The organism is Streptomyces sp. NBC_00873 (assembly GCF_045207415.1).
Classification (GTDB): domain Bacteria; phylum Actinomycetota; class Actinomycetes; order Streptomycetales; family Streptomycetaceae; genus Streptomyces.
This window is the reverse complement of sequence record NZ_CP108803.1, coordinates 5613902-5640036: the sequence shown is the minus strand read 5'-3', so window position 1 is coordinate 5640036 and position 26135 is coordinate 5613902. Positions and strand designations below refer to the sequence as shown.

Annotated in this window: 25 protein-coding genes, 1 tRNA gene and 1 riboswitch; of the genes, 7 read left to right on the top strand and 19 right to left on the bottom strand. The window is 69.1% G+C overall.

What is annotated here, in order from left to right; all coding sequences use genetic code 11:
- Positions 1 to 70 precede the first annotated feature (70 nt).
- The 3 genes from OH809_RS26175 (at position 71) to OH809_RS26165 (ending at position 3822) form a co-directional block, all read left to right on the top strand.
- Positions 71 to 1204, top strand: a complete 1134-nt coding sequence (locus OH809_RS26175) for an SGNH/GDSL hydrolase family protein (protein ID WP_406424980.1) — start codon at positions 71 to 73, stop codon at positions 1202 to 1204.
- Between the two features lie 188 nt (positions 1205 to 1392).
- The gene (locus OH809_RS26170; RefSeq protein WP_406420219.1) at positions 1393 to 2613 is read left to right on the top strand and encodes an acetyl-CoA C-acetyltransferase; all 1221 of its coding nucleotides are present in this window, start codon (positions 1393 to 1395) and stop codon (positions 2611 to 2613) included.
- A gap of 348 nt (positions 2614 to 2961) precedes the next feature.
- Positions 2962 to 3822 carry a hypothetical protein gene (locus OH809_RS26165; RefSeq protein ID WP_406420220.1) on the top strand — a complete coding sequence of 287 codons (861 nt, stop codon included), beginning with the start codon at positions 2962 to 2964 and terminating at the stop codon, positions 3820 to 3822.
- Positions 3823 to 3891: 69 nt separating this feature from the next.
- Here OH809_RS26165 and OH809_RS26160 read toward each other — a convergent pair whose 3' ends face one another.
- Positions 3892 to 4209 carry a hypothetical protein gene (locus tag OH809_RS26160; RefSeq protein WP_406420221.1) on the bottom strand — a complete coding sequence of 106 codons (318 nt, stop codon included), beginning with the start codon at positions 4207 to 4209 and terminating at the stop codon, positions 3892 to 3894.
- 100 nt (positions 4210 to 4309) lie between these two features.
- Here OH809_RS26160 and OH809_RS26155 point away from each other — a divergent pair, with 100 nt between their 5' ends.
- Positions 4310 to 4537: a DUF4287 domain-containing protein gene (locus OH809_RS26155; RefSeq protein ID WP_037697864.1), complete on the top strand. Its 228-nt coding sequence runs from the start codon at positions 4310 to 4312 to the stop codon at positions 4535 to 4537.
- An 81-nt stretch (positions 4538 to 4618) separates the two neighbouring features.
- Here OH809_RS26155 and OH809_RS26150 read toward each other — a convergent pair whose 3' ends face one another.
- Positions 4619 to 5506: a Bax inhibitor-1/YccA family protein gene (locus OH809_RS26150; protein ID WP_393304946.1), complete on the bottom strand. Its 888-nt coding sequence runs from the start codon at positions 5504 to 5506 to the stop codon at positions 4619 to 4621.
- Between the two features lie 147 nt (positions 5507 to 5653).
- Positions 5654 to 5739 (bottom strand) — tRNA-Leu (locus OH809_RS26145).
- A 689-nt stretch (positions 5740 to 6428) separates the two neighbouring features.
- Here OH809_RS26145 and OH809_RS26140 point away from each other — a divergent pair.
- Together OH809_RS26140 and OH809_RS26135 are read left to right on the top strand one after the other, a co-directional pair.
- Entirely contained in the window at positions 6429 to 7199 is a 771-nt protein-coding gene (locus OH809_RS26140; RefSeq protein WP_266984854.1) for an ABC transporter ATP-binding protein, read from the top strand.
- A gap of 58 nt (positions 7200 to 7257) precedes the next feature.
- Entirely contained in the window at positions 7258 to 9783 is a 2526-nt protein-coding gene (locus OH809_RS26135) for an ABC transporter permease (RefSeq protein WP_406420222.1), read from the top strand.
- Positions 9784 to 9862: 79 nt separating this feature from the next.
- Here the strand turns inward: OH809_RS26135 and OH809_RS26130 are convergent, their stop codons facing one another.
- From OH809_RS26130 to OH809_RS26070, 13 genes are all read right to left on the bottom strand, one after another.
- On the bottom strand, positions 9863 to 11167 hold the full coding sequence (locus OH809_RS26130) for a class I SAM-dependent methyltransferase (RefSeq protein ID WP_406420223.1): 1305 nt from the start codon (positions 11165 to 11167) through the stop codon (positions 9863 to 9865).
- Positions 11168 to 11459: 292 nt separating this feature from the next.
- The gene (locus OH809_RS26125; RefSeq protein ID WP_406420224.1) at positions 11460 to 12845 is read right to left on the bottom strand and encodes an NAD(P)/FAD-dependent oxidoreductase; all 1386 of its coding nucleotides are present in this window, start codon (positions 12843 to 12845) and stop codon (positions 11460 to 11462) included.
- 487 nt (positions 12846 to 13332) lie between these two features.
- Positions 13333 to 14274, bottom strand: coding sequence for an exopolyphosphatase (locus OH809_RS26120; protein ID WP_406420225.1), 942 nt, complete (start codon positions 14272 to 14274; stop codon positions 13333 to 13335).
- A gap of 116 nt (positions 14275 to 14390) precedes the next feature.
- Positions 14391 to 14996: a DUF501 domain-containing protein gene (locus OH809_RS26115; protein WP_406420226.1), complete on the bottom strand. Its 606-nt coding sequence runs from the start codon at positions 14994 to 14996 to the stop codon at positions 14391 to 14393.
- 76 nt (positions 14997 to 15072) lie between these two features.
- Positions 15073 to 15543 (bottom strand): septum formation initiator family protein, encoded by a 471-nt coding sequence (locus tag OH809_RS26110; RefSeq protein ID WP_406420227.1) that lies wholly within the window; start codon positions 15541 to 15543, stop codon positions 15073 to 15075.
- A 170-nt stretch (positions 15544 to 15713) separates the two neighbouring features.
- Positions 15714 to 17000 carry a phosphopyruvate hydratase gene (gene eno, locus OH809_RS26105; protein ID WP_037694928.1) on the bottom strand — a complete coding sequence of 429 codons (1287 nt, stop codon included), beginning with the start codon at positions 16998 to 17000 and terminating at the stop codon, positions 15714 to 15716.
- A gap of 300 nt (positions 17001 to 17300) precedes the next feature.
- A complete protein-coding gene (locus OH809_RS26100) occupies positions 17301 to 18017 on the bottom strand; it encodes a transglycosylase family protein (protein ID WP_406420228.1) in 717 nt (238 codons plus the stop codon).
- Between the two features lie 3 nt (positions 18018 to 18020).
- Positions 18021 to 18192, bottom strand: a riboswitch (cyclic di-AMP (ydaO/yuaA leader).
- A 300-nt stretch (positions 18193 to 18492) separates the two neighbouring features.
- Positions 18493 to 19404, bottom strand: coding sequence for a transglycosylase family protein (locus OH809_RS26095; RefSeq protein WP_406420229.1), 912 nt, complete (start codon positions 19402 to 19404; stop codon positions 18493 to 18495).
- A 105-nt stretch (positions 19405 to 19509) separates the two neighbouring features.
- Positions 19510 to 20787, bottom strand: coding sequence for a cytochrome P450 (locus tag OH809_RS26090; RefSeq protein WP_406420230.1), 1278 nt, complete (start codon positions 20785 to 20787; stop codon positions 19510 to 19512).
- Positions 20788 to 20796: 9 nt separating this feature from the next.
- Positions 20797 to 21759 carry a nucleoside triphosphate pyrophosphohydrolase gene (locus tag OH809_RS26085; RefSeq protein WP_406420231.1) on the bottom strand — a complete coding sequence of 321 codons (963 nt, stop codon included), beginning with the start codon at positions 21757 to 21759 and terminating at the stop codon, positions 20797 to 20799.
- 264 nt (positions 21760 to 22023) lie between these two features.
- Positions 22024 to 22680 (bottom strand): SurA N-terminal domain-containing protein, encoded by a 657-nt coding sequence (locus OH809_RS26080; RefSeq protein WP_406420232.1) that lies wholly within the window; start codon positions 22678 to 22680, stop codon positions 22024 to 22026.
- A 173-nt stretch (positions 22681 to 22853) separates the two neighbouring features.
- On the bottom strand, positions 22854 to 23243 hold the full coding sequence (locus OH809_RS26075; RefSeq protein ID WP_406420233.1) for a GtrA family protein: 390 nt from the start codon (positions 23241 to 23243) through the stop codon (positions 22854 to 22856).
- Positions 23240 to 24196: a glycosyltransferase family 2 protein gene (locus OH809_RS26070; RefSeq protein ID WP_406420234.1), complete on the bottom strand. Its 957-nt coding sequence runs from the start codon at positions 24194 to 24196 to the stop codon at positions 23240 to 23242. The genes OH809_RS26075 and OH809_RS26070 overlap by 4 nt, the downstream gene beginning before the upstream one ends.
- A gap of 374 nt (positions 24197 to 24570) precedes the next feature.
- Here OH809_RS26070 and OH809_RS26065 point away from each other — a divergent pair, with 374 nt between their 5' ends.
- A complete protein-coding gene (locus tag OH809_RS26065) occupies positions 24571 to 24981 on the top strand; it encodes a hypothetical protein (protein WP_406420235.1) in 411 nt (136 codons plus the stop codon).
- Here the strand turns inward: OH809_RS26065 and OH809_RS26060 are convergent.
- From OH809_RS26060 to OH809_RS26050, 3 genes are all read right to left on the bottom strand, one after another.
- Complete coding sequence (locus tag OH809_RS26060; RefSeq protein WP_406420236.1) at positions 24978 to 25139, bottom strand: hypothetical protein; 162 nt, start codon at positions 25137 to 25139, stop codon at positions 24978 to 24980. The genes OH809_RS26065 and OH809_RS26060 overlap by 4 nt on opposite strands.
- A 175-nt stretch (positions 25140 to 25314) precedes the next feature.
- Positions 25315 to 25683 (bottom strand): helix-turn-helix domain-containing protein, encoded by a 369-nt coding sequence (locus tag OH809_RS26055; protein ID WP_406420237.1) that lies wholly within the window; start codon positions 25681 to 25683, stop codon positions 25315 to 25317.
- Positions 25680 to 26030, bottom strand: a complete 351-nt coding sequence (locus OH809_RS26050; RefSeq protein WP_406424982.1) for a type II toxin-antitoxin system RelE/ParE family toxin — start codon at positions 26028 to 26030, stop codon at positions 25680 to 25682. The genes OH809_RS26055 and OH809_RS26050 overlap by 4 nt, the downstream gene beginning before the upstream one ends.
- Between the last annotated feature and the right edge of the window lie 105 nt (positions 26031 to 26135).

Genomic DNA, 26135 nt, shown 5'->3' with positions numbered 1-26135 from the left:
ACGGGGCAGTTAGCTGTAGGTACGGCGGTACGGCAACGAGGAGGTGGACCGGACTGTGTCGAGAGCAAGGGTGGCACGGCGGATCGCGGCGGGCGCGGCCTACGGCGGCGGCAGTATCGGACTGCTCGGCGCGGCGGCGGCAGGCGTGCTGCTGGCGGAGGTCCAGCTGGCGAAGCGGCAGGTGGGCGGCGGTATCGCGCCGGTTCCGCCGAGTGCGGACGGACGGTACGGGGTGGCGTTCACCGGGCCTGCGGAGCCGCTGCGGCTCGGGCTGCTCGGTGACTCGACCGCGGCCGGCCAGGGGGTGCGCAGGGCTGGGCAGACGCCCGGGGCGCTGCTCGCCTCGGGGCTCGCGGCGGTGTCGGAGCGGCCGGTGGATCTGCGGAACGTCGCGCAGCCGGGGGCCCGGTCGGACGATCTGGAGCGGCAGGTCTCGCTGCTGCTGGCCGACACATCCCGTCCGCCGGACGTCTGCGTGATCATGATCGGGGCGAACGACGTGACGCACCGGATGCCCGCCACCCAGTCGGTGCGATGCCTGACCACCGCCGTGCGCAGGCTGCGTACGGCGGGTGCGGAGGTGGTCGTCGGGACCTGCCCGGATCTGGGCACGATCGAGCCGGTCTACCAGCCGCTGCGCTGGCTGGCCCGGCGGGCGAGCCGTCAGCTGGCGGCGGCGCAGACGATCGGTTCGGTCGAGCAGGGCGGGCGAACGGTGTCGCTGGGCGACCTGCTGGGGCCCGAGTTCGAGGCGAATCCGCGCGAGCTGTTCGGCCCGGACAACTACCACCCGTCGGCCGAGGGGTACGCGACGGCGGCGATGGCACTGCTGCCGACCCTGTGCGCCGTGCTGGGGCTGTGGCCGGAGTCCGACCGTCTCGACGGGTCGCGGCGCGAGGACATGCTGCCGGTGGCCAAGGCGGCGTCCCAGGCGGCCCAGGAGGCCGGTACGGAGGTCACGGGGGCGCGGGCACCGTGGGCTCTCCTCAAGCACCGCAGGCGCAGGCGTCTGCCCGCGGCCACGAAGCCGCATCCGGAGCCGGCTGTACGACACTCGGATGCACAGCACCTGGACGGCCGGACCCCGGAGGTCCAGCCCCCGGAGGTCCAGCACCTGGACGGCAAGCACCCGGACGTACCGCTGGACAGGGACCCTCGCGCAGGCGGGGACGCGGGCACGGACCCCGCGCCCCGGACTGCCTGAGCGGTCGCTTAGAAAAGAGGCCCGCATCACACAGCCTGCCGGGTGACCTCGGCCATACGTACGGGTAACTTCCAAGACAGCCTCTGAGCCCTGCTCAGCCTGCCGAGCCTCCCACTCGGTCCCGCTCAGCCCAGACAGTCAGACAGCCAGACACCCAGACAGCCTTCCAGCCCTCATGGAGCCGCGTGATGCCCGAAGCCGTGATCGTCTCTGCTGCCCGTTCCCCCATCGGCCGGGCCTTCAAGGGGTCGCTGAAGAACCTGCGGGCGGACGACCTGACCGCCACGATCATCCAGACCGCACTGGCCAAGGTCCCCGAGCTGGACCCGAAGGACATCGACGACCTGATGCTCGGCTGCGGCCTCCCCGGCGGCGAGCAGGGCAACAACCTGGGCCGCATCATCGCCGTGCGGATGGGCATGGACCACCTTCCCGGCTGCACGGTCACCCGCTACTGCTCGTCCTCGCTGCAGACCAGCCGCATGGCGCTGCACGCCATCAAGGCCGGCGAGGGCGATGTCTTCATCTCCGCCGGTGTCGAGATGGTGTCCCGTTTCGTGAAGGGGAACTCGGACAGCCTGCCGGACACGCACAACCCGCTCTTCGCCGAGGCCGAGGCCCGTACCGCCGCCCGCGCCGAGGAGACCGGCGCGGGCTGGCACGACCCGCGCGAGGACGGCCTCGTCCCGGACGCGTACATCGCGATGGGGCAGACCGCCGAGAACCTGGCCCGGCTCAAGGGCGTCACCCGACAGGACATGGACGAGTTCGGCGTGCGGTCGCAGAACCTCGCCGAGGAAGCCATCAAGAACGGCTTCTGGGCGCGCGAGATCACCCCGGTGACGGCCCCCGACGGCACCGTCGTGTCGCAGGACGACGGCCCGCGCGCGGGCGTCACCCTGGAGGGCGTGCAGGGTCTGAAGCCGGTCTTCCGCCCCGACGGCCTGGTCACCGCGGGCAACTGCTGCCCGCTGAACGACGGTGCCGCCGCGCTCGTGATCATGTCCGACACCAAGGCACGCGAGCTGGGTCTGACCCCGCTGGCCCGGATCGTCTCGACCGGCGTCTCCGGCCTCTCCCCCGAGATCATGGGGTACGGACCGGTGGAGGCGAGCAAGCAGGCGCTGAAGCGTGCCGGCCTCACCGTCGACGACATCGACCTGGCCGAGATCAACGAGGCGTTCGCCGCCCAGGTGATCCCCTCCTACCGCGACCTCGGCCTGCCGCTCGAGAAGGTCAACATCAACGGTGGCGCCATCGCTGTCGGCCACCCCTTCGGCATGACCGGCGCCCGGATCACCGGCACGCTGATCAACAGCCTGCAGTTCCACGACAAGCAGTTCGGTCTGGAGACCATGTGCGTGGGCGGCGGCCAGGGCATGGCGATGGTCATCGAGCGGCTGAGCTGAGCTGCAGCAGAGAGTAGGGGTCGCCTGAGGTACGAAGGCGGCACCTGCCCGCAGCGGAAGCGAACGCGACCACGTGATCGAGCGGCTGAGCTGAGCCGGCGGTCCCGCGCCACTGAGCGGGTGTTCCGAGCCGACGAGCCGGCCGGTTCCGAGCCCCGACCGTGACCGAATCTCCCCCAGGATGTGACTTATCTCCTGGGGGAGAGTCATTTCCGCAGGTCACACCCGCATCAGGGGTAAACCCCAGACACAAAGACCTGTCCAATTCGTGACGTAATGCACTGACACCGGGCGCAGGTAGAGGACAAGCTGATGTAGGAAGTCGGGGGATCGATTGAAACCGGGAGTATGTCAGTGAGCGCCATGCCTCTTGCCCTGTTGCTGACCACCGCCGCTGCCACAGCCGTGGGCGCTGCTGCTCTGCACGCTGCTCACGGGCTGCGCAAGCAGGTCACGGCCCTGCGGATGGAGCTGGCTGCCGGCCGCGCCCGTGCCGCCGCCGTGCCCCAGCAGGTCCGCAGCACCGACACCGCCGCCGCCGAGATACGTGCGGCCGTCGCCGAGGCACTCGCCGAGGAGCGTGAGCGCGAGCTCGCCGAGGCGCGGGCGTTCTGGGCCTCCCAGGAGACGCGCGACGCCGCGGACGCCCCGTCCCTGCTGGGCGGCCTGTCCGGGATCGGCGAGGACGCGCCGTTCTTCATGCCGCGCCAGGCGGACTTCGCGGGCCTTGAGGCGATGGACCTCGACGCCACCGAGGCGCTCGACGAGCTGACGGAACTGGCCGAGTCGGCCGACACAACCGGGTTTCCGGAGATGGTGGAGTTCGCCGAGGACTCCCCCGAGCTGGCCGCGGCCCGTCGCCGTCACCCCTCGCACCCCGACTTCGTACCGGTGCAGACCCCGGTCGTCACCGACCACGAGCGCACCGTGAGCCGGCTGGAGGAGCTCGCCGACAGCCGGACCGAGCTCGCCGACGTCCGCCCCGGCCCGCTCGGCACGCTCGATGTCTACGTCTTCGTCGACGGCACCACGCTCTGTATGACCCCCGGCCACCGCGAGACGGCCGAGCGGCTCGCCGAGGCGCTGCTGGCGGGTGAGCACCCGGTACTGCTGGGCGGTTCCGGTGTCTCGGGCGCGTACGCCCTGACCTTCTCCTGCGGCAAGGAGAACGTCTACATTCTCGCCGACCGCGTCATCGCCTCGCTCTGACCCGCGGGAACCCCCGGTGCCCGCCCAGCGGCGTCGGCCGCTGCCACGACCTCCCGTACGGGACGGCCGCTACGCGAAAGCCCGGGCGGCCGCTTCCTCGACGAATCGCACGGCCTCGTCCAGTTCGACGGATGGGGCCGTTTCCAATGCCATCGCCAAGTCCCGGCCCGCGACCGCGACTTGGTCGCCGATCGCGAACATCCCCGCGTCCGGCATGATGCGGGGCTCGCGGCCCGGTGCCTCGATGCGCTGGGCCCGTGCGGCCAATTCCCTGGCCGCGGCCAGTCCTTCGGCGGCCGCTCCGCGCTGCAGCCTGCTCTGCGGGGCGGCGCGCAGCCGGTCGGCGAATCGGTCCACGACGGTGACCAGCGGGGTCGTATCGAGCATGCCGCGACCCTACGCGCCCTCCCGTGATGGTTGCCAACGGGCCGACGCTCAGGCACGGTGTCGGGAAGGACCAGCAACGCGCAATGCGTCGGAGGCGCCGATGACCCATGTCTTCTCCGAAGAGACCCATCGCAATCTGCTCTCCAGAATCCCTCACTGCACCGGTCGTGAAGTCTCCGACTGGCTCCGCACTGTCGAAGACGGCCCTGCCCTCCGGTTCGACGAGAAGGTCAGCTGGCTGCGGAGCGAACACGACCTCGCCTACGGACACGCGAAGGCGCTCGTCCACGAGTACGACCTGAGGCGGGCGGCGCGGAAGCTGCTCTAGGCGAGCGGAACCCGGACCGACGGAAACGGCCCGCAGGCGGTGAGCCTGCGGGCCGTTCCGTTGGGCAGAGCGTGCGTACGGTCAGTCGTCGCCGCTCAGGATGGAGAACAGGCGCAGCATCTCCAGGTAGATCCACACCAGGGTCATGGTGAGGCCGAAGGCCGCCAGCCACGACTCCTCGCGCGGGGCGCCGAACGCGATGCCGTCCTCGACCTGCTTGAAGTCCAGGGCCAGGAAGCATGCGCCGAGAATGATCCCGATGACGCCGAAGAGGATGCCGAGACCGCCGGTGCGGAAGCCCAGGCCGTCACCTCCGCCGAAGACGGAGAACAGCAGGTTGACCACCATCAGGAGCATGAAGCCCACGGCGGCGGCCATCACGAAGCCGTAGAAGCGACGGGTGACGCGGATCCAGCGCATCTTGTACGCGACGAGCACACCGGCGAAGACACACATGGTGCCCAGCACCGCCTGCACCACGACGTCCATGCCCAGGGCGGCGTTGACCGCGCTGGAGATCACCCCGAGGAAGATGCCCTCGAAGGCCGCGTACGCGATGATCAGCGCCGGAACCGGCCGGCGCTTGAAGGACTGGACCAGCGACAGGACGAAGGCCACCAGGGCGGCGCCGATCGCGATGCCGTACGACTTGCCGATGTTGGCGGGGTCGACCGGCAGCAGCGCCCAGGCGAGCGCCGCGGTGAGAACGACGGTGCCCAGCGTCAGCGCGGTACGCGAGACGACATCGTCGATCGTCATCGCGCCGGTGCGCGCGGGCGCCTGCGGGGCGCCGTACTGGGCGTCCGGCTGAGCGTAGGGATTGGTGGCGTACGGGTTGGCGGCGGTGCCCTGCGCGTACGGGTTGGCGCTCGCGGTAGCGGCCCCGGCCTGCGGCGCCGCGTTGAAACCCGCGTAGCCGTTGTCACGGCTGAAGCCCCGTCGCGAGAAGACCGGGTTGCTGCTCCTCATCTCACTCCTTCATGGCCACCCTGCGTGGCCTTGCCACAAGAGTAATGGGTAGGCAAAAGGATCACCCTCGTGCCAGAGGAGGATCTTTATGAAGGTTGGTCACGGAAGTAACGTCCGGACGATCGGCACCGTCACTGAACGTCGCAGTGGTGCCCGGAACCGGACTCGAACCGGCACGCCCCCGAGGGGCAGCGAGGTTTAAGCTCGCCGTGTCTGCATTCCACCATCCGGGCTTGGCGCGCGGCTCCGCGTTGGCACCTGACCCTATCCGGGGGTGTCCCCCGATCAGCGGAACAGTGGCGCGATGTTGTCTTATTTTATTGACCGTTTGAGGGGCCGTCAGCACAGCGTGGAAGGCATAGTCACATGCCTGGGCGGGGCGGTGGGCACCCGGACCCACAATCGGGAATGACGGAAACTCGCCTCCCCGGGACGGCCCTGCGCGCCATGGGCCCGCCACCCGCCGGGCAACGGCCTCACCGGCACTTCTCGCTCCCGGAGCGATCTCCGGCACTCGCGGGGCGGGGACACACACGTGTCACCTGAATCACAGCGCCGGCCCCGGGTCTGCGACGCACCTCCCGACCCGTCCGCGCCGTCGGGCGGAATCAGCCGATCAAGCGACGCGGGCACGCGTCGGCACAGCCGTGCGAGGGGTGAGCGGGGCGCCGCGCCCGGTCCACCCGACCCTCACTCTGTGTGATCTTCGGATCTGGGTGTGCGCGCTGCGGGGGAACCGGTTCGGCATACGACCGGCTCAGGGTCGGTGTCATACCCGAGGAGGACGAATCGCCCTTCCGGTGCGACTCAAGTGGCCCTCCGGAACGGGCACGGGGGCTGACGACCGGCAGCGGATCAGCGCCGACGATGGAGTAGTCCGCTTCCGGACCCCCGAACCGAAGTCCTGAACAGGAGTGTCCCCGTGACCATCACCTCCACCGCTCACCGCGCCACCGCGGTGGCTGCCCGCGCCACGGATCTGTCCAAGGTCTACGGACAGGGCGAGACCCAGGTGAAGGCCCTGGACCGGGTCACCGTGGACTTCCCGCAGGGCGAGTTCACCGCGATCATGGGCCCGTCCGGCTCCGGCAAGTCCACCCTCATGCACTGCGTGGCCGGTCTCGACAGCTTCAGCAGTGGTTCGGTACGGATCGGCGAGACGGAGCTCGGTTCCCTCAAGGACAAGCAGCTCACCCAGCTCCGCCGGGACAAGATCGGTTTCATCTTCCAGGCGTTCAACCTGCTGCCCACGCTGACCGCGGCGGAGAACATCACGCTGCCGATGGACATCGCGGGCCGCAAGCCCGACGCCGAGTGGCTGCGCAAGGTCATCGAGATGGTGGGGCTCTCCGACCGGCTGAAGCACCGGCCCACCGAGCTCTCCGGCGGCCAGCAGCAGCGCGTCGCGGTGGCCCGCGCCCTGGCCTCGCAGCCGGAGATCATCTTCGGTGACGAGCCCACCGGGAACCTGGACTCCCGCTCCGGCGCCGAGGTGCTGGGCTTCCTGCGCAACTCCGTGCGCGAGCTGGGGCAGACCGTGGTGATGGTGACCCACGACCCGGTGGCCGCCTCCTACGCGGACCGGGTGATCTTCCTGGCGGACGGGGCGATCGTCGACCAGATGATGCGCCCCACCGCGGACGGGGTCCTCGACCGGATGAAGGCGTTCGACGCCAAGGGCCGTACCAGCTGAGCACGGACCGCTCCCGCGCCCCCTTCCGGAACCCCTCCCCATCCCAGGACTGACAGACATGTTCCGTACTGCCCTGCGCAATGTGCTCGCGCACAAGGCCAGGCTGCTGATGACCGTCCTCGCCGTGACGCTCGGCGTGGCCTTCGTCTCCGGCACCCTGGTCTTCACCGATACCCTCGGCAACGCCTTCCGCAACCAGTCTGCGAAGAGTTACGACGACGTCGCCGTCGCCGTCACCACCCACGCGGACCAGCGCGACAACAAGACCTCCGGCATCGACGCCGCCACGCTCAAGAAGATCCAGGGCCTGGACGGAGTGGCCACCGCCACCGGCCGGGTCTCCGGCTTCGCCGGGGTCGCCGACCCGCACGGCAAGCTGATCGGCAACGGCTGGTCCAACACCGGCGCCAACTTCTCCCCCGGCCCGAACGGCAAGGACGCCTCGCACACCTTCGTCGACGGCAGGGGTCCGGCCGGCGACGACCGGATCGCGCTCGACAAGGAGACAGCGAAGAAGGGCGAGTACCAGGTCGGCGACCGGGTACGGGTCGCCACGAACGGCCCGGTGAAGGAGTACACCCTCTCCGGTGTCTTCACCACCGAGGACGGCGCGGTGAACGCGGGCGGCAGCCTGGTCCTCTTCGACACCCCGGTCGCCCAGCAGCTCTACCTCAGGCCCGGCTGGTTCCAGAACGTCACCGTCACCGCGGCGGCCGGCGCCTCCGACCGGAAGCTGCTTGACGCGGTGGAGCCCCTGCTGCCCAAGGACGCCACCGCCCAGACCGGCAAGGTCCTCGCCGATGACCAGGCGAAGCAGATCGAGAGCGGCCTGGGCAACCTCAACACGATGCTGCTCGCGTTCGCGGCCATCGCCCTGTTCGTCGGCATCTTCCTGATCGCCAACACGTTCACCATGCTGGTCGCCCAGCGCACCAAGGAACTGGCCCTGCTGCGCGCCGTCGGCGCTTCCCGCCGCCAGGTCAAGCGCTCCGTACTCCTCGAAGCGGCCGTGGTCGGCGCGCTCGCCTCCGTGATCGGCTTCCTGCTCGGTCTCGGTCTCGCCACCGGACTGCGCTCGGCGATGAGCCTGATCGGCGGGAAGATCCCGGCCGGACCGCTGGTGATCTCCCCCGTCGCGGTCGGCGCCGCGTTCGGCGTCGGCATCCTGATCACCGTGCTGGCCGCCTGGCTGCCGGCCCGCCGCGCCGCGAAGATCCCGCCGGTTGCCGCGATGAGCAGCGTCCACGCGGTGGCCACCACCAAGTCGCTGGTCGTACGGAACTCGATCGGCGGGGTGCTCACCCTGCTCGGCGCGGCCGGGATCGTCGCGGGTGCGGCGGCCGGTTCGGACGGCCGGACGATGATCGGGATCGGTGCCTTCGTGGCGCTGATCGGTGTCATCGTGCTGATCCCGCTGCTGTCGCGGCCGGTCATCGCCCTGGTGCGGCCGATGCTGCTGAAGCTGTTCGGGGTCTCGGGCAAGCTGGCTGCGCAGAACGCCGTCCGTAACCCGAGGCGTACCGGGGCTACCGCCTCCGCTCTCGCGATCGGTCTCACCCTGGTCACCGGCATCTCGGTGCTGGGCGTCACGCTCGGCCAGGCGGTCGACCGGATGACGACGGACAACATCAGGGCCGACTACATGATCTCGATGGCGAGCGGCGACTCGCTCGACGAGTCGGCGCTCACCGCCCTGGAGAAGTCCGACTCCGTCGTCGCGGTCTCGCCCCAGCAGGCCGCTTCCATCAAGGTCAAGGGCACGTACCACTCGGTCTCCGGGGTCACGCCGGGCGATGTGCAGAAGGTCTTCTCCCTGAAGACGGTCTCCGGTTCGCTGGACTCGCTGGGCGACGGCAAGATCGCCGTCGGCGACAAGACCGCGAAGTCGAACGGCTGGAAGCCCGGCACCTCCCTCCCGGTGACGTACGACGACGACAAGAAGGGCACCCTGACGGTCGGTGCGGTCTACGAGGAGAGCGGGTTCCTCTCACCGGTCCTGATGCCGAGGAACATCCTGACCGCGCATCAGAGCCACCCGGACATCCGCAGTATCTGGCTGAAAACGGACGGCGGTGCGTCGAAGGCCAACGAGCAGGCCGTGGTCGACGCCCTGGGTGACAACCCGGCGATGTCCGTCATGGACCGGCAGGACATCCGGGACAAGTTCGGCGGCTTCATCAGCATGGCGCTGAACATCATGTACGGGCTGCTGGCGATGGCCCTGATCATCGCGGTGCTCGGGGTCATCAACACCCTGGCGATGTCGGTCTTCGAGCGCCAGCAGGAGATCGGCATGCTGCGGGCGATCGGTCTGGACCGGCGCAGGGTCAAGCGCATGATCCGGCTGGAGGCCGTGGTCATCTCGGTCTTCGGTGCGGTGGTCGGGGTCGCGCTCGGTACGTTCCTCGGCTGGGCGATCGGCCGGACGCTGGCCTCCTCCATCCCGGACTACGCCCTGGTGATCCCGTGGGACCGGATCGCGCTCTTCCTGGTACTGGCGGCGCTGGTGGGCGTGCTGGCCTCGCTCTGGCCGGCCCGCAGCGCCGCGAAGCTGAACATGCTGACGGCGATCAAGACCGAGTAACGAGTGAGACCCTGATAGGGAGGGCCGGTACCCGCAAGCTGGAGCTGCGGGTACCGGCCCTCTCTGCGCTCGTACGTGTTCAGCCGGCCGCGGACGCCTTCCATTCGCGGGCGCGCAGCGGCATCCGGGAGGACCCCTCGTCCACCGGACGCACCACGAGAATCTGGTTGACCCCGATCCTGTTGCGCTCGAAGGACAGGGCGGAGGCGGCCATGTAGAGGCGCCAGACCCTGGCCCGGCCGGGCGAGGTCATCGTGACCGCCCGGTCCCAGTGCTTCTCCAGATTGGCGACCCAGCTGCGCAGGGTCAGTGCATAGTGCTCACGGATCGACTCGACGTCGCGGGCCTCGAAGCCGGCTTCCTCGAGCGTGGCGACGGTCCGGCCCAACGGGGCGAGTTCGCCGTCGGGGAAGACGTACGCGTCGATGAACTCGTCCACGTGGTAAGCGGACTCGTCCCGTTCGGGGCGGCGGGCGATCTGGTGGTTGAGCAGCCGGCCGCCCGGCTTCAGAAGGGCGTAGATGTCGTCGGCGTACTCGCGGTAGCGGACCGAGCCGACGTGCTCGGCCATGCCGATCGACGAGACGGCATCGTACGGGCCGTCCCTGACGTCCCGGTAGTCCTGGACCCGGATCTCGATCCGGTCGGTCAGACCTTCCTCGGCGATGCGCTTGCGGGCGTATGCGGCCTGTTCGACGGAGAGGGTCACCCCGGTGACCTGGGCGCCGTACTGGCGGGCCGCGTGGATGGCCATGGAGCCCCAGCCGCAGCCGACGTCGAGGAGGCGGTCGCCCTCCTTCAGCGCGAGCTTGCGGCAGACCAGGTCGAGCTTGTCGCGCTGGGCGTCCTCCAGGCTTCCGTCGTCCTCCCAGTAGGCGCAGGAGTAGACCATGGACGGGCCGAGGACCAGTTCGTAGAAGTCATTGCCCACGTCGTAGTGGTGGCTGATGGCCTCCTTGTCGCGGCGCTTGGTGTGGAGGGGGCCGGTGCGGCGGCGGACCTCCTCGGCGGGCGGGGGTGGCGGCGGCCAGGGTCCCGCCAGGTGCAGCAGGCTCCGGGCGGCGGCCCGGAGCTTCGGGTTCCGGACCGGGTGGACGGTGTCCTTCGCGTCCACGCCGCGCTCCCAGAGCAGTCCGGCCATCAGATCCAGCGTCTCGAAGAGATCGCCGTCGATGTCGAGTTCGCCGGCCACCCAGGCGCGGGCCAGGCCCAGTTCGCCCGGCTTCCAGAGCAGCCGGCGCAACGCGCGGCGGTTCCGGATGACGAGTACGGGGGCGCCGGGCGGTCCGGATTCGCTGCCGTCCCAGGCCCGGATCCGGACCGGCAGGGGTTCTCCCAGCAACTCCTCGGCGAGAGCGGTCAGCCGCAACGCGGCGTCTGCCATGGCGTACACCTCCGTGATGGTGTTTCCCAACGAGCCCAAACATGCCCAAACATGCCTTGAACCACGCCATGCACCCGTGGCGCCACGACGAGGTACACCCCCGTCAACACTCTCCGGCGCCAACGCCATCCCGCAGTGGCGCAACGGAACGGCAAAATACCTGCACGCTACACGCATTTGCCGGGCGGTCACTCCCTGGCTCCGGACATGCCGAAGGGGCCGCCCGCACCACGGATGGCGGGCGGCCCCTTCGGGCGTCGTACGGAGAGGATCCGGCGGACCGGAGCCCGGGCTAGGAGGCCTTGGCCTTCTCGCCCTCGGTCTTGGCGGCGGCCGGAGCCGGGGCCGGCTTGGCGGCCTCGTAGAACTCCTCGCGCGGCGTCTCCATGGCGCCGAGCGAGACGACCTCGCGCTTGAGGAACATCGCAAGGGTCCAGTCGGCGAAGATCCGGATCTTACGGTTCCAGGTCGGCATCGCCATGCCGTGGTAGCCACGGTGCATGTACCAGGCGAGACGGCCCTTGAGCTTGATCTTCATCTTGCCCATGACGATCATCGCGACGCCCTTGTGCAGGCCGAGACCGGCGACCGCACCCTTGTTGGCGTGGCTGTATTCCTTCTGCGGGAAGCCGCGCATCCCGGAGATGACGTTGTCGCCGAGGACCTTGGCCTGACGCAGCGCGTGCTGGGCGTTCGGCGGGCACCAGGCGTTCGGGTTACCGGCCTTGCGGCCGACCATATCCGGAACCTGGGCGTTGTCGCCCGCGGCCCAGATGTAGTCGGTGCCCTGCACCTGGAGCTTCTCGGACGTGTCCACGTGACCGCGCGGACCGAGCGGCAGGCCGAAGCGGGCCAGCGCCGGGTTCGGCTTCACGCCGGCCGTCCACACGATGGTGTTGGAGTCGACCTCGAGGCCGTTCTTCAGGACGACGTGACCGTCGACGCAGGAGTCCATGGAGGTCGAGAGGAAGACCTCGACGCCACGGGACTCCAGGTGCTCCCGGCCCCAGGTGCCCAGCTTCGGGCCGACCTCGGGAAGGATCTTGTCGGCGGCGTCGACGAGGATGAAGCGCATGTCCTCGCGCTTCACGTTCGTGTAGTACTTCGCCGCGTCACGGGCCATGTCCTCGACCTCGCCGATGGTCTCCGCACCGGCGAAGCCGCCGCCCACGAAGACGAACGTCAACGCCCTGCGGCGGACGTCCTCATCGGTCGTCGAGTCGGCCTTGTCCAGCTGCTCGAGAACGTGGTTGCGCAGGCCGATGGCCTCCTCGATGCCCTTCATGCCGATGCCCTGTTCGGCCAGGCCGGGGATCGGGAAGGTACGGGAGACGGCGCCCATCGCGATGACGAGGTAGTCGAAGGGCAGCTCGTAGGCCTCGCCGACCAGCGGCGCGACCATGGCGACCTTGCGGTCCTGATCGATGGTCGTGACGCGGCCGGTGAGAACCTCGGCCTTCGGCAGTACGCGTCGCAGCGGGACGACGACATGCCGAGGCGAGATGCTGCCTGCGGCGGCTTCGGGGAGGAAAGGCTGGTAGGTCATGTACGACCGGGGGTCGACGACCGTGACGGTCGCCTCTCCGTAGCGCATCTTCTTCAGAATGCGCCGAGCTGCGTACAGGCCTACGTACCCACCGCCTACTACGAGGATCCTGGGACGCTCCGTGGTGCTCATGGCATCGAGTATCCACCCCCCTCGGGGGGCATGCTCGTGAGCCCCTTCACAAGGTATCCCCCACCCTCTGCTACACTTCGCCGCCCACGTGAGCGAGGTCATGGTGCCACAGGGGAACCACGGCCCAGCGGCGAACGTTGTTCACCGCTTGTGAGCTGGCCCTTGAGCCCCGCGAGCGGGGTGAAGCACCCCTTCGATCAACACTCCAGCAACACGTCCGGAACCATCCCGTATGCACAGCGAGCGGGTCCGCGGACGGTCACGGGGCCCCGTACGGAGCAGAAGTGCGCATCAAGGGAACGAATTCCTTGTGAAGAAGTTCACGAACTTCGTCGCGGAGCGTCTCCCGAAGAGGCCCCGGAGAGGCTCCCGACGAATCAAAGGTGCAGGCGGGAGTGCGCATGAGCGCGTTTTCGGCGCCTCTCGCCGCACCCCCGCGAACAGCCTTTCGGGCACCGTTTCGAACGGGCTGCCGACGACCTCCCGGCTACGCGATGGACCAGGCGATCCCGTCGAGAATGTCGTGCTCGCTGACGACGATCTCGCGGGCCCCGGTCCGCTTCATCACGCCCAGCAGGACGAGCGCCCCGGCGGTGATCACGTCGACCCGCCCCGGATGTATCGCGGGGATCGCGGCTCGCTCGGCGTGGGTCGAGGTGACGAGCCGTCCGGTGATCTCCTGGACCTGCTCGAAGGAGATCCGGGAGTGGTGGATCGCCTCGGAGTCGTACTCCTCCAGTCCCAGCGCGATCGCGGCCACGGTGGTGACGGTGCCGGCGAGGCCGACGAGCGTGGCGGCTTCGGTGAGCGGGACCGTCTCCTCGGCCAGGTCGAGGGCGGCGTCGATGTCCGCGCGGATCGCGGTGATCTGACCGAGTGTGGGGGGGTCGGTGACGACGCCGTCGCGTACGAGATGGCGCTCGGTCATCCGTACGCAGCCGACGTCCACCGACCGCGCGGCCAGGACCCGGTCGTCGCCGACGACGAACTCGGTGGAACCGCCGCCGATGTCCACCACCAGGTACGGCTTCGGCAGGTGTTCGCTGCCCGCGAGCTCCTTGGTGGCGCCGTCGAAGGAGAGCTCGGCCTCCTGGTCGCCACTGATCACCTCGGGCTCGACGCCGAGGATGTCCAGGACTCCGCGGACGAACTCGTCCCTGTTCTCCGCGTCGCGGGAGGCGGAGGTCGCGACGAAGCGGATCTTCTCCGCGCCGTACTCCTTGATGACGGCCGCGTACTGGCGGCAGGCGGCGAAGGTCCGCTCCAGCGCCTCGGGGGCGAGCCGACCGGTGCGGTCCACGCCCTGGCCGAGCCGGACGATCTCCATCCGCCGGTCGAGCTCGGTGAGCTCACCCGTGGCGGGATCGGCGTCGGCGACGAGCAGTCGGATGGAGTTGGTTCCGCAGTCGATGGCGGCAACGCGGGTCATGGGTTCTCCTGTGTCTTCAAGCCCTCCGACGCCGGTCCAAGCCCCTCCGACGCCGATTCGAGCCCCTCCGGCGGTCGAGGGGCGGGGGTCCCGGGGGCGGGAGCCCCCGGGCGCGGTCAGCCTTCGTCCGCCTCGTCGGCCGGCCGGAAGGCGACGTGGCCGCCTTCGCTCCCGGCGGCCGTCCGGCCCTCCTTCTCGTCCGGCGGCCCGCACGGCGTCACGCACGGCCCCTTGCGCCACCACTCCGGCAGCATCGCAATCGCCTCGTCGCCCAGCGGGTTCACGCCCGGCCCCGCCGCCAGCGAGTGCCCCACCAGCACGTGCAGGCACTTCACCCGGTCCGGCATGCCGCCGGCACTGGGAAAGCCCTCCAGCACCTCGATCGCGTCGCGCCGGGCGATGTAGTCCTCGTGCGCGGCACGGTATGCAGCCGCCAGCTCCGGGTCCGTGGCCAGCCGCTCCGTCATCTCCTTCATGACGCCGTTCGCCTCCAGCGTGCCGATCGCGGAAGCCGCGCGCGGGCACGTCAGGTAGTACGTCGTCGGGAACGGCGTACCGTCCTCCAGCCGCGGGGACGTCTCGACCACGTCCGGGTTGCCGCACGGGCAGCGGTGCGCGATCGCGCGCAGCCCGCGCGGCGGGCGGCCGAGCTGCTGCTGGAACGCGGCGATGTCCGCCTCGGTGGGTGTGGTGGACTCGGTCTGGGGAGGGGGCGTTTCCATGCCTGCCTTGGATCTACTCGGATGCGTGAACTACGGCTCCGCACAGTGCTGCGGAGACGAGGTGAACAATGAGAAGTCAGTTGCGGTCGGCGCTGTCCACGCCGTCCCACAGGTTGGAGTGCCACGGCCGGTCGGTCTCCTTCGCCCCTCCGCTGCGTTCCTTCGCCGCGTCGGGGTCGATCACCGTGTAGCTGGTCTCCCCGGGAGGCACGTAGTGCAGGTGCTCCCGGGCCAGCCGCCGGATGTACGCGTCGTCCTGGAGGCGCGCCTTCTCGTCGCGCAGCTCCTCGGTGTGCTTCTCGGCCTCCTGCGCCAGCCGCTGCTGGTCGGCGATCTCGTCGCGCTGCGACACGTACTGCCGCATCGGGTACGCGAGCGCCACCACCAGGGAACAGACGACCAGGGCGAGGAACGCGGCCCGGCCGGTGAGCCGGGAACGGCGGGCCTGGCGGCGGTTCTGGGACCGGTAGACGCGAGCGGCGGTCTGCTCACCGAGCAGTCGCAGCCGGGTCGCGGTGGAGAACCGGTCCCGGTCCTTCGCGGCCATGTCTCCGCCTCCCCACTACGCACGTCCGTCCCCGCACACGGTACGGGACCGAGTGCGGGGACGGACGGAGGCCGGGGCCTTTGCCCCGGTACCGGGCCTGCGGTCAGCCCTTGCTGTGCTGATCAGTTCGCAGAGCGCTGTGCTGATCAGTTCGCAGAGCGCTGTGCTGATCAGTTCGCAGAGCGAAACCGCGGGAACGCGGAGCGGCCCGCGTACACCGCCGCGTCGTCGAGGATCTCCTCGATGCGCAGCAGCTGGTTGTACTTGGCGACGCGGTCCGAGCGGGCCGGGGCGCCGGTCTTGATCTGGCCGCAGTTCACCGCGACGGCGAGGTCGGCGATGGTGACGTCCTCGGTCTCGCCGGAGCGGTGGGACATCATGCACTTGAAGCCGTTGCGCTGGGCCAGCTCGACGGCGTCCAGGGTCTCGGTCAGCGAACCGATCTGGTTGACCTTGACGAGCAGAGCGTTGGCGGAGCCCTCCTCGATACCGCGGGCCAGGCGCTCCGGGTTGGTGACGAACAGGTCGTCGCCGACAATCTGCACCTTGGCGCCGAGCTTCTGGGTGATGACGTTCCAGCCGGCCCAGTCGTCCTCGTACAGCGGGTCCTCGATGGAGACCAGCGGGTACGCGGAGACGAGCTCCTCGTAGTACTCGGTCATCTCGGCGGCCGAGCGGGACTTGCCCTCGAACTCGTACTTGCCGTCCTTGTAGAACTCCGAGGCGGCGACGTCGAGCGCGAGCGCGATGTCCTTGCCCGGGGCGTAACCGGCTTCCTTGATGGCCTCGAGGATGAGGTCCAGGGCGGCGCGGTTCGACTCCAGGTTCGGCGCGAAGCCGCCCTCGTCGCCGAGACCGGTCGACAGGCCCTTGGTCTTCAGGACCTTCTTCAGCGTGTGGTAGACCTCGGCGCCCCAGCGCAGGGCCTCGGAGAAGGACTCCGCGCCGATCGGGGCGATCATGAACTCCTGGATGTCCACGTTGGAGTCGGCGTGCGACCCACCGTTGAGGATGTTCATCATCGGAACGGGCAGCAGGTGCGCGTTCGGGCCACCGAGGTAGCGGAACAGCGGCAGGTCCGAGGCCTCGGACGCGGCGTGCGCGACGGCCAGCGAGACGCCGAGGATGGCGTTGGCGCCGAGCGAGCCCTTGTTCTCGGTGGCGTCCAGATCGAACATGGCCTGGTCGATCAGCCGCTGCTCGGTGGCGTCGTAGCCGACAAGCTCCGGGCCGATCTGCTCGATCACGGCGAGGACAGCCTTCTCGACGCCCTTGCCCTGGTAGCGGTTGGGGTCACCGTCGCGAAGCTCAATGGCCTCGAACGCACCGGTGGAGGCGCCGGACGGAACAGCAGCACGGCCCGTGCTGCCGTCGTCGAGGCCAACCTCGACCTCGACCGTGGGGTTTCCGCGGGAGTCGAGGATTTCCCGGGCTACGACGACGTCGATGGACGGCACGAGGCATCTCCTTCTGGGATATGACGCTGGTTGTGCAGGGTCGCTTTGGCCTTGCGACAAGAGCCTAACCGGCTGGGCCGCCTCGGTCCGCCGACCGCCCGCCTCCTGGGACGAAAAAGAACCCAAGGGCACCCACAGCAGGACAAAGGCCCAGATTCCTACTGGCGGTAACGACAACAGTTGAACAGTGAATACAGAAACCCCGACCCGGTGCGTACGGGGGAATCCGCGCCGGGTCGGGGTGCTCGGGGAGGAGAGAGCCCGTGTCTACGGGGAGCCCGTGTCCACGGAGCGCCCGTCCTACTTCGTCAGGTGGAGCTGCTGACCCGGGTAGATCAGGTCGGCGTCCTTGACGATGTCCTTGTTCAGCTCGAAGAGCTGCTGCCAGCCGCCCTTCACCTTGTGCTGCGCGGCGATCCTGCTGAGCGAGTCGCCGGACTTCACCTTGTACTCGCCGTCACCCTTGGCGACCTTCTCGCCGGTCGGCGTGGTGACGGTCTTCTTGGGGGCGGTGCCGCGGTCCGCGCGGGAGGCGGCGGGTGCCTCGGTGCGCGCGGCCTGCTTCGGCGCGGCCTGCTTCGACTCCTGCGCCGGGGCGCTCTGCTGCGCGGTGGAGCCGGTGTCGACACCCGGGTCGACACCGTCGTTGGTGAGGCCACCGCGGCCGGCACAGCCCCAGGCACCCGGGCCCTGCATGTTGAGGAGCTTCTCGGCGGTGGCGATCTGCTGAGCCTTGGTGGCGAGGTCGGCGCGCGGGGCGTACTGCGTACCACCGGCGGCGGCCCAGCTGGACTGCGAGAACTGCAGGCCGCCGTAGTAGCCGTTGCCGGTGTTGATGGACCAGTTGCCACCGGATTCGCACTGGGCGACGGCGTCCCACGTGGCGACGGAGGCGGCGGAGGCACCGGTCGCACCCATCAGGGGAGCGGCGATGGCGGCACCGGTGACGCCGGCGAGCGTGGCGACACGGACGACCTTGGACGGGCGACGGTGCTTGCCCTTGCTGTTCAGCAGCATGGAACTTCTCCTCACCGACGCCTACGAGGTGAGCTGTCGGGTTCGGGCCAAGTGAGTTGCCCGGTCGCATGTCCTAGCACGCGACTTCACCCCGAGCCGGTCCTGACGGTCTTTCGGCCATCGGGCCTGGCGGCTTACCTGGGTCCCCCGCTCCTGCCTACGGCGCTTTACGCGTCTGTTCCCTTCGACCGACGGCAGGATTCGGCGTGACGGTCGACGGGGCCCGCGGTGCGAGCGGTTCCGACCGTAAACGTATGCAACCTCGACATTCAAAGATGGGCATAACGGACAATCAGTCCTTACCTGCATCTGACTGCGCAGCGTTTTCGCAGGTGAGGGGTGATGCAGACGGGCCCGGCAGACGCGACACGCCAGTTGACGCAAAGAGACCCATGTCTCACTTACGCATAAGCGGACATAGGTCCCTGAACTACCCCGATTTTTGGGGTCCTTTTAGCTGTTTATCGGACTACCCTCACTTCGACTTCACGCCGAGATCGAGGCTCTGGCCAGGCAGGATGAGGTCCGGGTCGCTTCCGACCGCACCCTTGTTCGCCTCATAGAGAGCGGGCCATCCACCGGGAACCTTCTGTGCGTCAGCAATCGCCCAGAGGTTGTCGCCCGGCCGGACGGTGTAATCGCCGTCGGCCGCCACCGCGCGCGTGTCGCGCCCCTCGCTGTTACCGCGGGAAGCATGCCGGCCCGAGTCCCGGTCGCCGCCCCTGTCCGTGTCCTGGCTCACCTCGGGGGCCGGCGCGCCGCGGTGCTTGCCGCCCGCCTCATCGCCGGACGAGTCGGACTTCCGGGGCGAGTCGAATGAATCAGACTTCTTGGATGGTGATGTGGCTGCCGGCTCTGCCGACGGCTTGTGCGACGCCTTGTCCGAAGGCGTGGCGGACGCCTTGCCCGAAGGTGTGGCGGACGCCTTGGCGGACGGCGAATCGGACGCATCCCCGCTCTCCGCCGGTTCGGCCGACGGCACGACTCCCGGGTCGACCCCCGGCAACACCCCGTCCTCCGTGAGCCCGGAGATGGCCACACAGCTGGGCCACGCCTTCGACCCCTGGTCCTCCAGGACCTTCTCGGCGACCGCTATCTGCTGCGAGCGGCTGGCGAGGTCGGCGCGCGGGGCGTACGCCTCACCGCCGTACGACTTCCAGGCGTCCTGCGAGAACTGAAGACCGCCATAGAAGCCGTTGCCGAGGTCGGCGCTCCACATGCCGCCGCTCTCGCACTCCGCGACCCGGTCCCAGGTCGTGGCGTCGGCGGCGTGCGCACCGGCCGCTCCGAGCAGGGGAATAGCGATGGCCGAACCGGTCACGCCTGCGGCGACGACGATCGCGGGTGCCTGGCGAGGGCGACGGTGTCTGCCGTTCGCGGAGCCCATGGGATTGCCTTCCGTGTGACTGACAAGTGACTGGTGAGTCGAACGGTGAACGTAGCGGCTCTCGAACGCTTGTCACAAGTCGATGCAGCGCAGATCACGTGAAAGTCACAGAGTTGACAGAGTGTCACCCTCATCGGAACGCCGGCCGGGACCGAACTCCACCGGAAGCGTGCGCAGTCCACGCATGATGAGTCCGCCGCGCCACCGCAAATCGGTAGGTTCCACCGCAAGCCGCAGGTCCGGGAGGCGCCTCAACAGCGTGGCCAGGGCAGCCTGCCCCTCGAGTCGGGCAAGCGGTGCTCCCAGGCAGTAATGGATGCCGTGCCCGTATCCGAGGTGCTGATTGTCACGCCGCGCGAGGTCCAGCGTGTCCGGGTCCGCAAACCGTTCCGGGTCCCGGTCGGCGGCGGCGAGCACCACCAGTACGGGGTCACCCGCCGCGATCCGCTGCCCGCCGAGGGTCAGTGGCTCGGTGGCGAACCGCCAGGTCGCCAGCTCCACCGGACCGTCGTACCGCAGCAGTTCCTCGATGCCGGTCTCCAGTAGCCCTGTCTCCCCCGCGTCGAGCGAGCGCTGGAGCCGCTCCCGCTGCTCCGGATTGCGCAGCAGGGCGTACACCCCGTTGCCGATGAGGTTGACCGTCGTCTCGAATCCCGCGAAGAGGAGGATGAAGGCCATGGCGGCGGCCTCGTTCTCGGTGAGATGCTCGCCGTGGTCACTCGCCCGGATCAGCCCCGAGATCAGGTCCTCCCCCGGGTTCTCCCGCTTCCGGTGGATGAGCTCCGCGAGATAGCCGCGCATCTTCTTCACCGACCGGGCCACCCCGCCGCGCGGACCGCCGCCGTGGCGGATCATCATCCCCGCCCAGTCCCGGAAGTCGTCCTGATCCTCGCGCGGGACGCCGAGCAGGTCGCAGATCGCATAGATGGGGAGCGGGAACGCGAAGTCGTGGATGAGGTCCGCGGATCCCTCCTCGATGAAGTTGTCGATGAGGCGGTCCGTCAGCTCCTGCACGCGCGGGGCGAACTCGGCGACCCGGCGCGGCGTGAACGCCTTCGAGACCAGTCGGCGCAGCCTGGTGTGGTCGGGCGGGTCGATGTTCAGCAGATGCGTCATCAGCTCCGCCTTGCGCTCGCCCGGGATGCCGGTCTTCCCCTTGGCGTGCGCCGGTTCGTCGTGGTGCGCGGGGTTCTTGGAGAGCCGGGCGTCGGCGAGGGCCTGCCGGGCGTCCTCGTACCGCGTCACGAGCCATGCCTCGACCCCGCTGGGCAGCGCGGTGCGGTGCACGGGGCTGTGCTCGCGCAGCCAGGCGTAGGCCGGGTACGGGTCGGTGGCGAACTCCCAGGTGAAGAGTTCGGGGGCGTCGGCGGGGCTGTCGTTCACCCCCTGACGTTATCCGTTGGCCTCCGCAGCGAGGATCGCGTCCCGGTAGGCGCGGCCCGCAGCGCGCAGGGCGGCCTCGGGGTCCGTGCCGTCCTGTTCCGCGCGTACGGCCAGGGCGAGGAGTTCGTAACCGATGCTGTCGCCCGTCGGGAGCGGCACATCGAGTCCGGCGGCACGGACCCGGCTCGCCAGCTTCGCGGCCAGCGCCAGTCCGGGCTGCCCGAGCGGAACGCCGTCCGTGACCGAGTCGCGCTGCTTCTCGATGGCCTTGGTACGCAGCCAGTGCGCGTGGACGTCCTCCGGGGTCTCGGCGGTCTCGTCACCGAAGACATGCGGATGGCGGTGGATCAGCTTCTCGACGAGGGTCGCGGCGACATCGTCGACGGAGAACGGCTGGTCCGTGTCCTCCTCCGCGATCCGGGCGTGGAAGACGACCTGGAGAAGGACGTCCCCGAGCTCCTCGCGCAGTTCGTCGCGGTCGCCGTCCTCGATCGCCTCGACGAGTTCGTACGCCTCCTCGATGGCGTACTTGGCAAGCCCCTCATGGGTCTTCTGCGAGGTCCACGGGCACTCGGCCCTGATCCGGTCCATGACCTGGACGAGGTCGAGAAGGCGGGCGCCGGGCAGATCGTACGAACCGGGCAGCAGCTCCAGGCTCGGCATCTGCACCCGGCCCGAGCCGGCCAGCCGGGCCAGCCCGTCCGTCAGCGGCTGGTTGCCCTCACCACTGGTCACGACCACGACGGTCCGGCCGCCCGCGCAGGCGTCGACGAGTTCCTGCGCGGTGAGCGCGGTGTGCTCGACGGTGACGCCGGCCTCGCGCAGGTACGGCAGCTGGGGGTGGTCGGACTCGGCGCAGAGCACCCGGTCGGCGGCGTGCAGCGTCTGCCAGGCGGGCCAGGACAGCAGTCCGGGCGCGACCCGGTGGCTGGCGGTGAGCAGGACGATACGACCGGGGTCTTCAGCGTTCACCCCACCAACCTACTAGTGCCGTGACCGGCAATGTTTGCCCCATGAAGAGCGTCGTCCAGTGCGATCGCTAGGCAGCCAAAAGTCCTGGTAGCTCCGCTACCAGGACTTTTGGCCAACGCGGCGAGCGGGCGTGCCGGGCGGCGCGACGGGGCAAAGCCTGCCGGGAGGGGCACCAGGGGGTGGTCGACCGGCCCGACCGGCCGGACGCCTCTCGTTCGGATCATGCCGGGCTCGCGGGGTCCGGCATGATCCCTACGAAAGACCCTAGGCGCCGGCTGCGGCTTCCTGCGGGGCCGGCTCGGTGACCTGGGTGATCCACGGGGCCTTGTAGTCGGCGAGCTGGGTCTGCTTGTTGTCCCAGGTGCCGAAGCGGGGGTTGACGTCGATGTGCAGCGACTTCGACGCCGCGCCGAGCGCATCGCCGACGGCCTGCTGCCCGGCGGGCTGCTGCAGGTCGGCACCGAACGTCTGCGCAAGTTTCGACAGCTGGACCCGCTCGCGCAGGACGGCATCGATCTGGTTCGGGGCGACCCAGCTCTGCTGCAGCATCATCGCCTGCAGCTGTGCCTCTCCCCCGTACTGGGAGACCGCCGACTGCCGCATCTCCTGGACCTCCTTGCGACTGACCGTGACTCCCGCGTCCGCGGCGGCCTTGTCCAGGATCCGGTCGAAGATCATCCCGTGCAGCTTGGCCCGGCTGAGCTGCCCGGACTTGTTGATGAGCTGGACGGACTGGTCGGACTCGTTCTGCGCGGTGCGTACGTCCGCCACCTGGGCCTGCACGGTGGACACCTCGATGCGGTCTCCGCCGACCACGGCTGCGGCACCTGGGTGGGCCTGGTTGCCGCAGGCGGAGAGAAGCGGCGCCGCGACGAGCATGGCGGCGGAGACGACGAGCGCGGTGCGACGGCGGCGGTGCAAAGGAGCCTCCCGGGGAGATTGAGACAGCAGGTGCGGCGCGCCGCGCCCCGTCGAAGGGTGCTGGCCGGGCGACGGACGCACAAGACCTTGCGGTGATCGATGTTAGGCAGTGGGCGTGATCCCGGCCACTGATTCGACCAACGATTCGGGAGGAGTTGGGGATGTGGGCCTGTTCACCACCCCTCCACGGCTGTTTCAGGCCGCAGCATGATCGCGCGGGAGACCACGAACGTGATCGGGATGGCCGCCACCGCCGCGACCAGCGGTGCGTAACGGCTGCTGAATCCGACGAGGTCGACCAGCAGCCAGACACCCCCGGTCGTGATGGTGAAATTGGCGGCGTTGGTCAGCGGGAAGAGCAGGAACTTCCGCCAGGTGGGACGGGTCCGGTAGGTGAAGTACGAGTTCAGCAGAAACGAGCCGGTCATGCTCGACGCGAACGCGATCACATGCGCGGCCAGATACGGCAGCCTGGTCAGCAGGGCCAGATAGCAGCCGTAGTACGTACCGGTATTCACGCCGCCGACGAGTGCGAAGCGGATCATCTGCGCCCGGACCGTCATCGGCGTACGAACTCCCGGGCCTGCTGATTCGGTACGGCGGTATTGCCGGCCTTCACCAGGAAGTGCGGGCGCCGCTTCACCTCGTAGTAGATGCGGCCGACGTACTCACCGACCACACCCACCATCACCATCTGTACCCCGGCAAGAGCCGTGACCACGACGATGAGCGTGACATAGCCGGGCGTGTCCACGCCTTTCAACAGGGCGAATCCGACGATCCAGGCGGCATAGGCGAGGGCGACGGACATCAGCACCATGCCCAGGTACAACGCGGCGCGCAGTGGCTTGTTGTTGAACGAGAGCAGCCCGTCGAGTCCGTAGTTGAGAAGCTTCCCGAAGGTCCAGGCGGAGCTGCCCTGCTCGCGGACGGCATTCTCGTAACCGAAGGTCGTCGTCGGGAATCCGACCCAGGCGAACAGTCCCTTGGAGAACCGGTTGCACTCGGTGAGTTCGAGGACGGCGTCGACAGTACGCCGGGACAGCAGCCGGAAGTCGCCGACGCCGTCGACCAGTTCCACGTCCACCAGGCGATTGATCAGCCAGTAGTAGGCGCGGGCGCCGAGGGTGCGGGTGAGACGGTCGCCCTTGCGGGTGCGGCGGGCGATGACCTGGTCGTAGCCGTGGGCGTGCTCGTCCAGCATGCGGCCGATGAGCTCCGGCGGGTGCTGGAGGTCGGCGTCCATGATGACGACCGCGTCGCCGTCGGCGTGCTGGAGGCCGGCGAGCATGGCGGCCTCCTTGCCGAAGTTCCGGCTGAAGGAGAGGTAGCGGGTCCGCGGATCGGCGGCGGCCAGCTCCTCCAGAACCGGCAGCGTGCGGTCCACGCTGCCGTCATCGACGTAGACCAGCTGGAAATCACGCCCCAGCCGCGTCATCTGCTCCGTGACACGCGCATGGAAGCGTCCGAGGATCTCCTCCTCGTTGAAACAAGGCACCACCAGCGAGATCAGCACGGGATTTTCTCACCCTGTCGGTCAGTCAGATATATATGCTTTACATGGATAGTGAGCAACCATTACGTGAATTGAACTATGGAGGAAACAGTTAGACACTGTTCACTCGCCCTTGGCTGCCATATTCCTCCGTATGCCGACCTTCCGCCCCCGCACGGCCGCGGCCGGGCTCGCCGCACTGATCACCGCCGTCACCGTGCGGTACGTACACGCTGACCGCCCGCTGTCCGGCGGCCTCGGAGGCGTATCTGTGGACGCCCGACCTGTTCGGCTCGGCGCGGCTGGGCACGGGCCCGGAGGTCGGGCTCAAGGGGCGGCTCCCGGCCCGCCGCGCCCCGATGGGGCGCCTGGGAATGGCGGGCGGGAGCGCGCCGGTGGCGGTCACGCTCACCTCCGTACGCGAAGGGACCGTGCCGCACGAGGCGATCGGCTGCCTGGACCGGACCCGGCTGGCCTCGGCGGTCGCCGGCCTGAAGCGCACAGGTGCGACCGCCGCCCATGTCACCGCCGACGGCATACGGGCCGAACTGCCGTCCGGCAGCACCGGAACGGTCGTGATCGCCGCGCCCCGCATCGCCGGCTGGAGCTGCCAGGGGCGGCCCGCCGACAGCTATCTGGGGCTGGTCTCCACCCCGATCCCCGCCCACGACACCGCCGTCGACTGCTCGTTCCGGCCACCCGGCCTGCGGGCGGGTGCGACGGTGGGCGCGGGCGCGGTGCTCGCCCTCCTGGTGGCGGGAGTGTGGGGGACGCAGCGGCGACGCGACCCGGCCCGCAGTAGCTAGCCGGCCACGATCGCGACCGGGGCGTCCCAGGCGTTCCGGTCGATCGTGAGCGTGCCCCCGGTGTGCGTCACCTTCTTGTTGACGGCGTACTGGTGGCCGCGACGGTGCCCGGTGTACAGCGTCGAGGCGTACGGGAAGCCCGTGGTGGTGGAGTACACGTCGTCGTAGCGGGCGTATCAGAGAATCTCCGGCAGATCCGTGCAGTCCACGCTTCGCCGCCGCCCCGCACCCGATCACCCGGCCCTGCCCGGAACTCCTCCGCCCCCGCCCGCGCAGGGGTTCCCGCATCATGCGGGGCGGCAGCGGCTCTTACGGACGCTGGTTGGTCAGACGTCAAGCCGCTGTGGAGCGGTTGCCCGGGGGCGCTTCGTCAGGCTCGCGGCCGTCGTGCGGGGTGAACACGAAAGCCGAGCTATCGCCGTCGAGGTCGATGGTCAGCGACGCGTCCAGGGCCTTGGCGAGGCGAGTGAGCAGTTGCAGGGTCGGCAGGGAGTCGCCGCCCTCGATGTAAGAGATCTGCGGCTGAGTCATGCCTGCGCGCCGCGCCAGTTCGGTCTGCGACAGACCGAGTTCGATACGGCGGTCGTAGACGGCCTGGCCGAGTGCGAACGCATACCCGGCTTCCCGGTAGGCCGGGGACTCCTCGACCGACTCTCCCAGGAGCCTCCTGGTCCGGCGGGTCTTCCACTGGGAGTGGTTCACGGATTCTCCTCCTTGATCCGGTCGTAACTGTGCTCCGCAGGACCGTGGTCCGCCTCGCACGACTTCTGTGCCTGCTGCGCACGCTCGACCTCGGCCGTCTCGCGCTGCCTGGTCTTACGGAACACCGTCAGCAGCACGATGTGCCGGTCAGGAGCCAGCCAGTACGTGATGCGCACGGCATTGCCGTCCATGGTGAAACGCAGCTCGCGTACTTTGCCGCCGAGGTGGCGCGAGTACGGCTCCCCCAGAGTGGTCGGCTGGGCGGCGAGCATGTCGGCCGCCCGTTCGGCCTTGTCGTACTGGGCGTCCGAAAGGAGTTCCAGCCAACGCCGGACTTCCGGCTCCATCTCGATCTGCCAGGGGCCACTCACGGAAGCGATTATACAGAAATCTATATGAAACGCAGCGCTGCCCAGACCGCACGCCGCAGCGAGAAAGGCACCCGCTGGGGC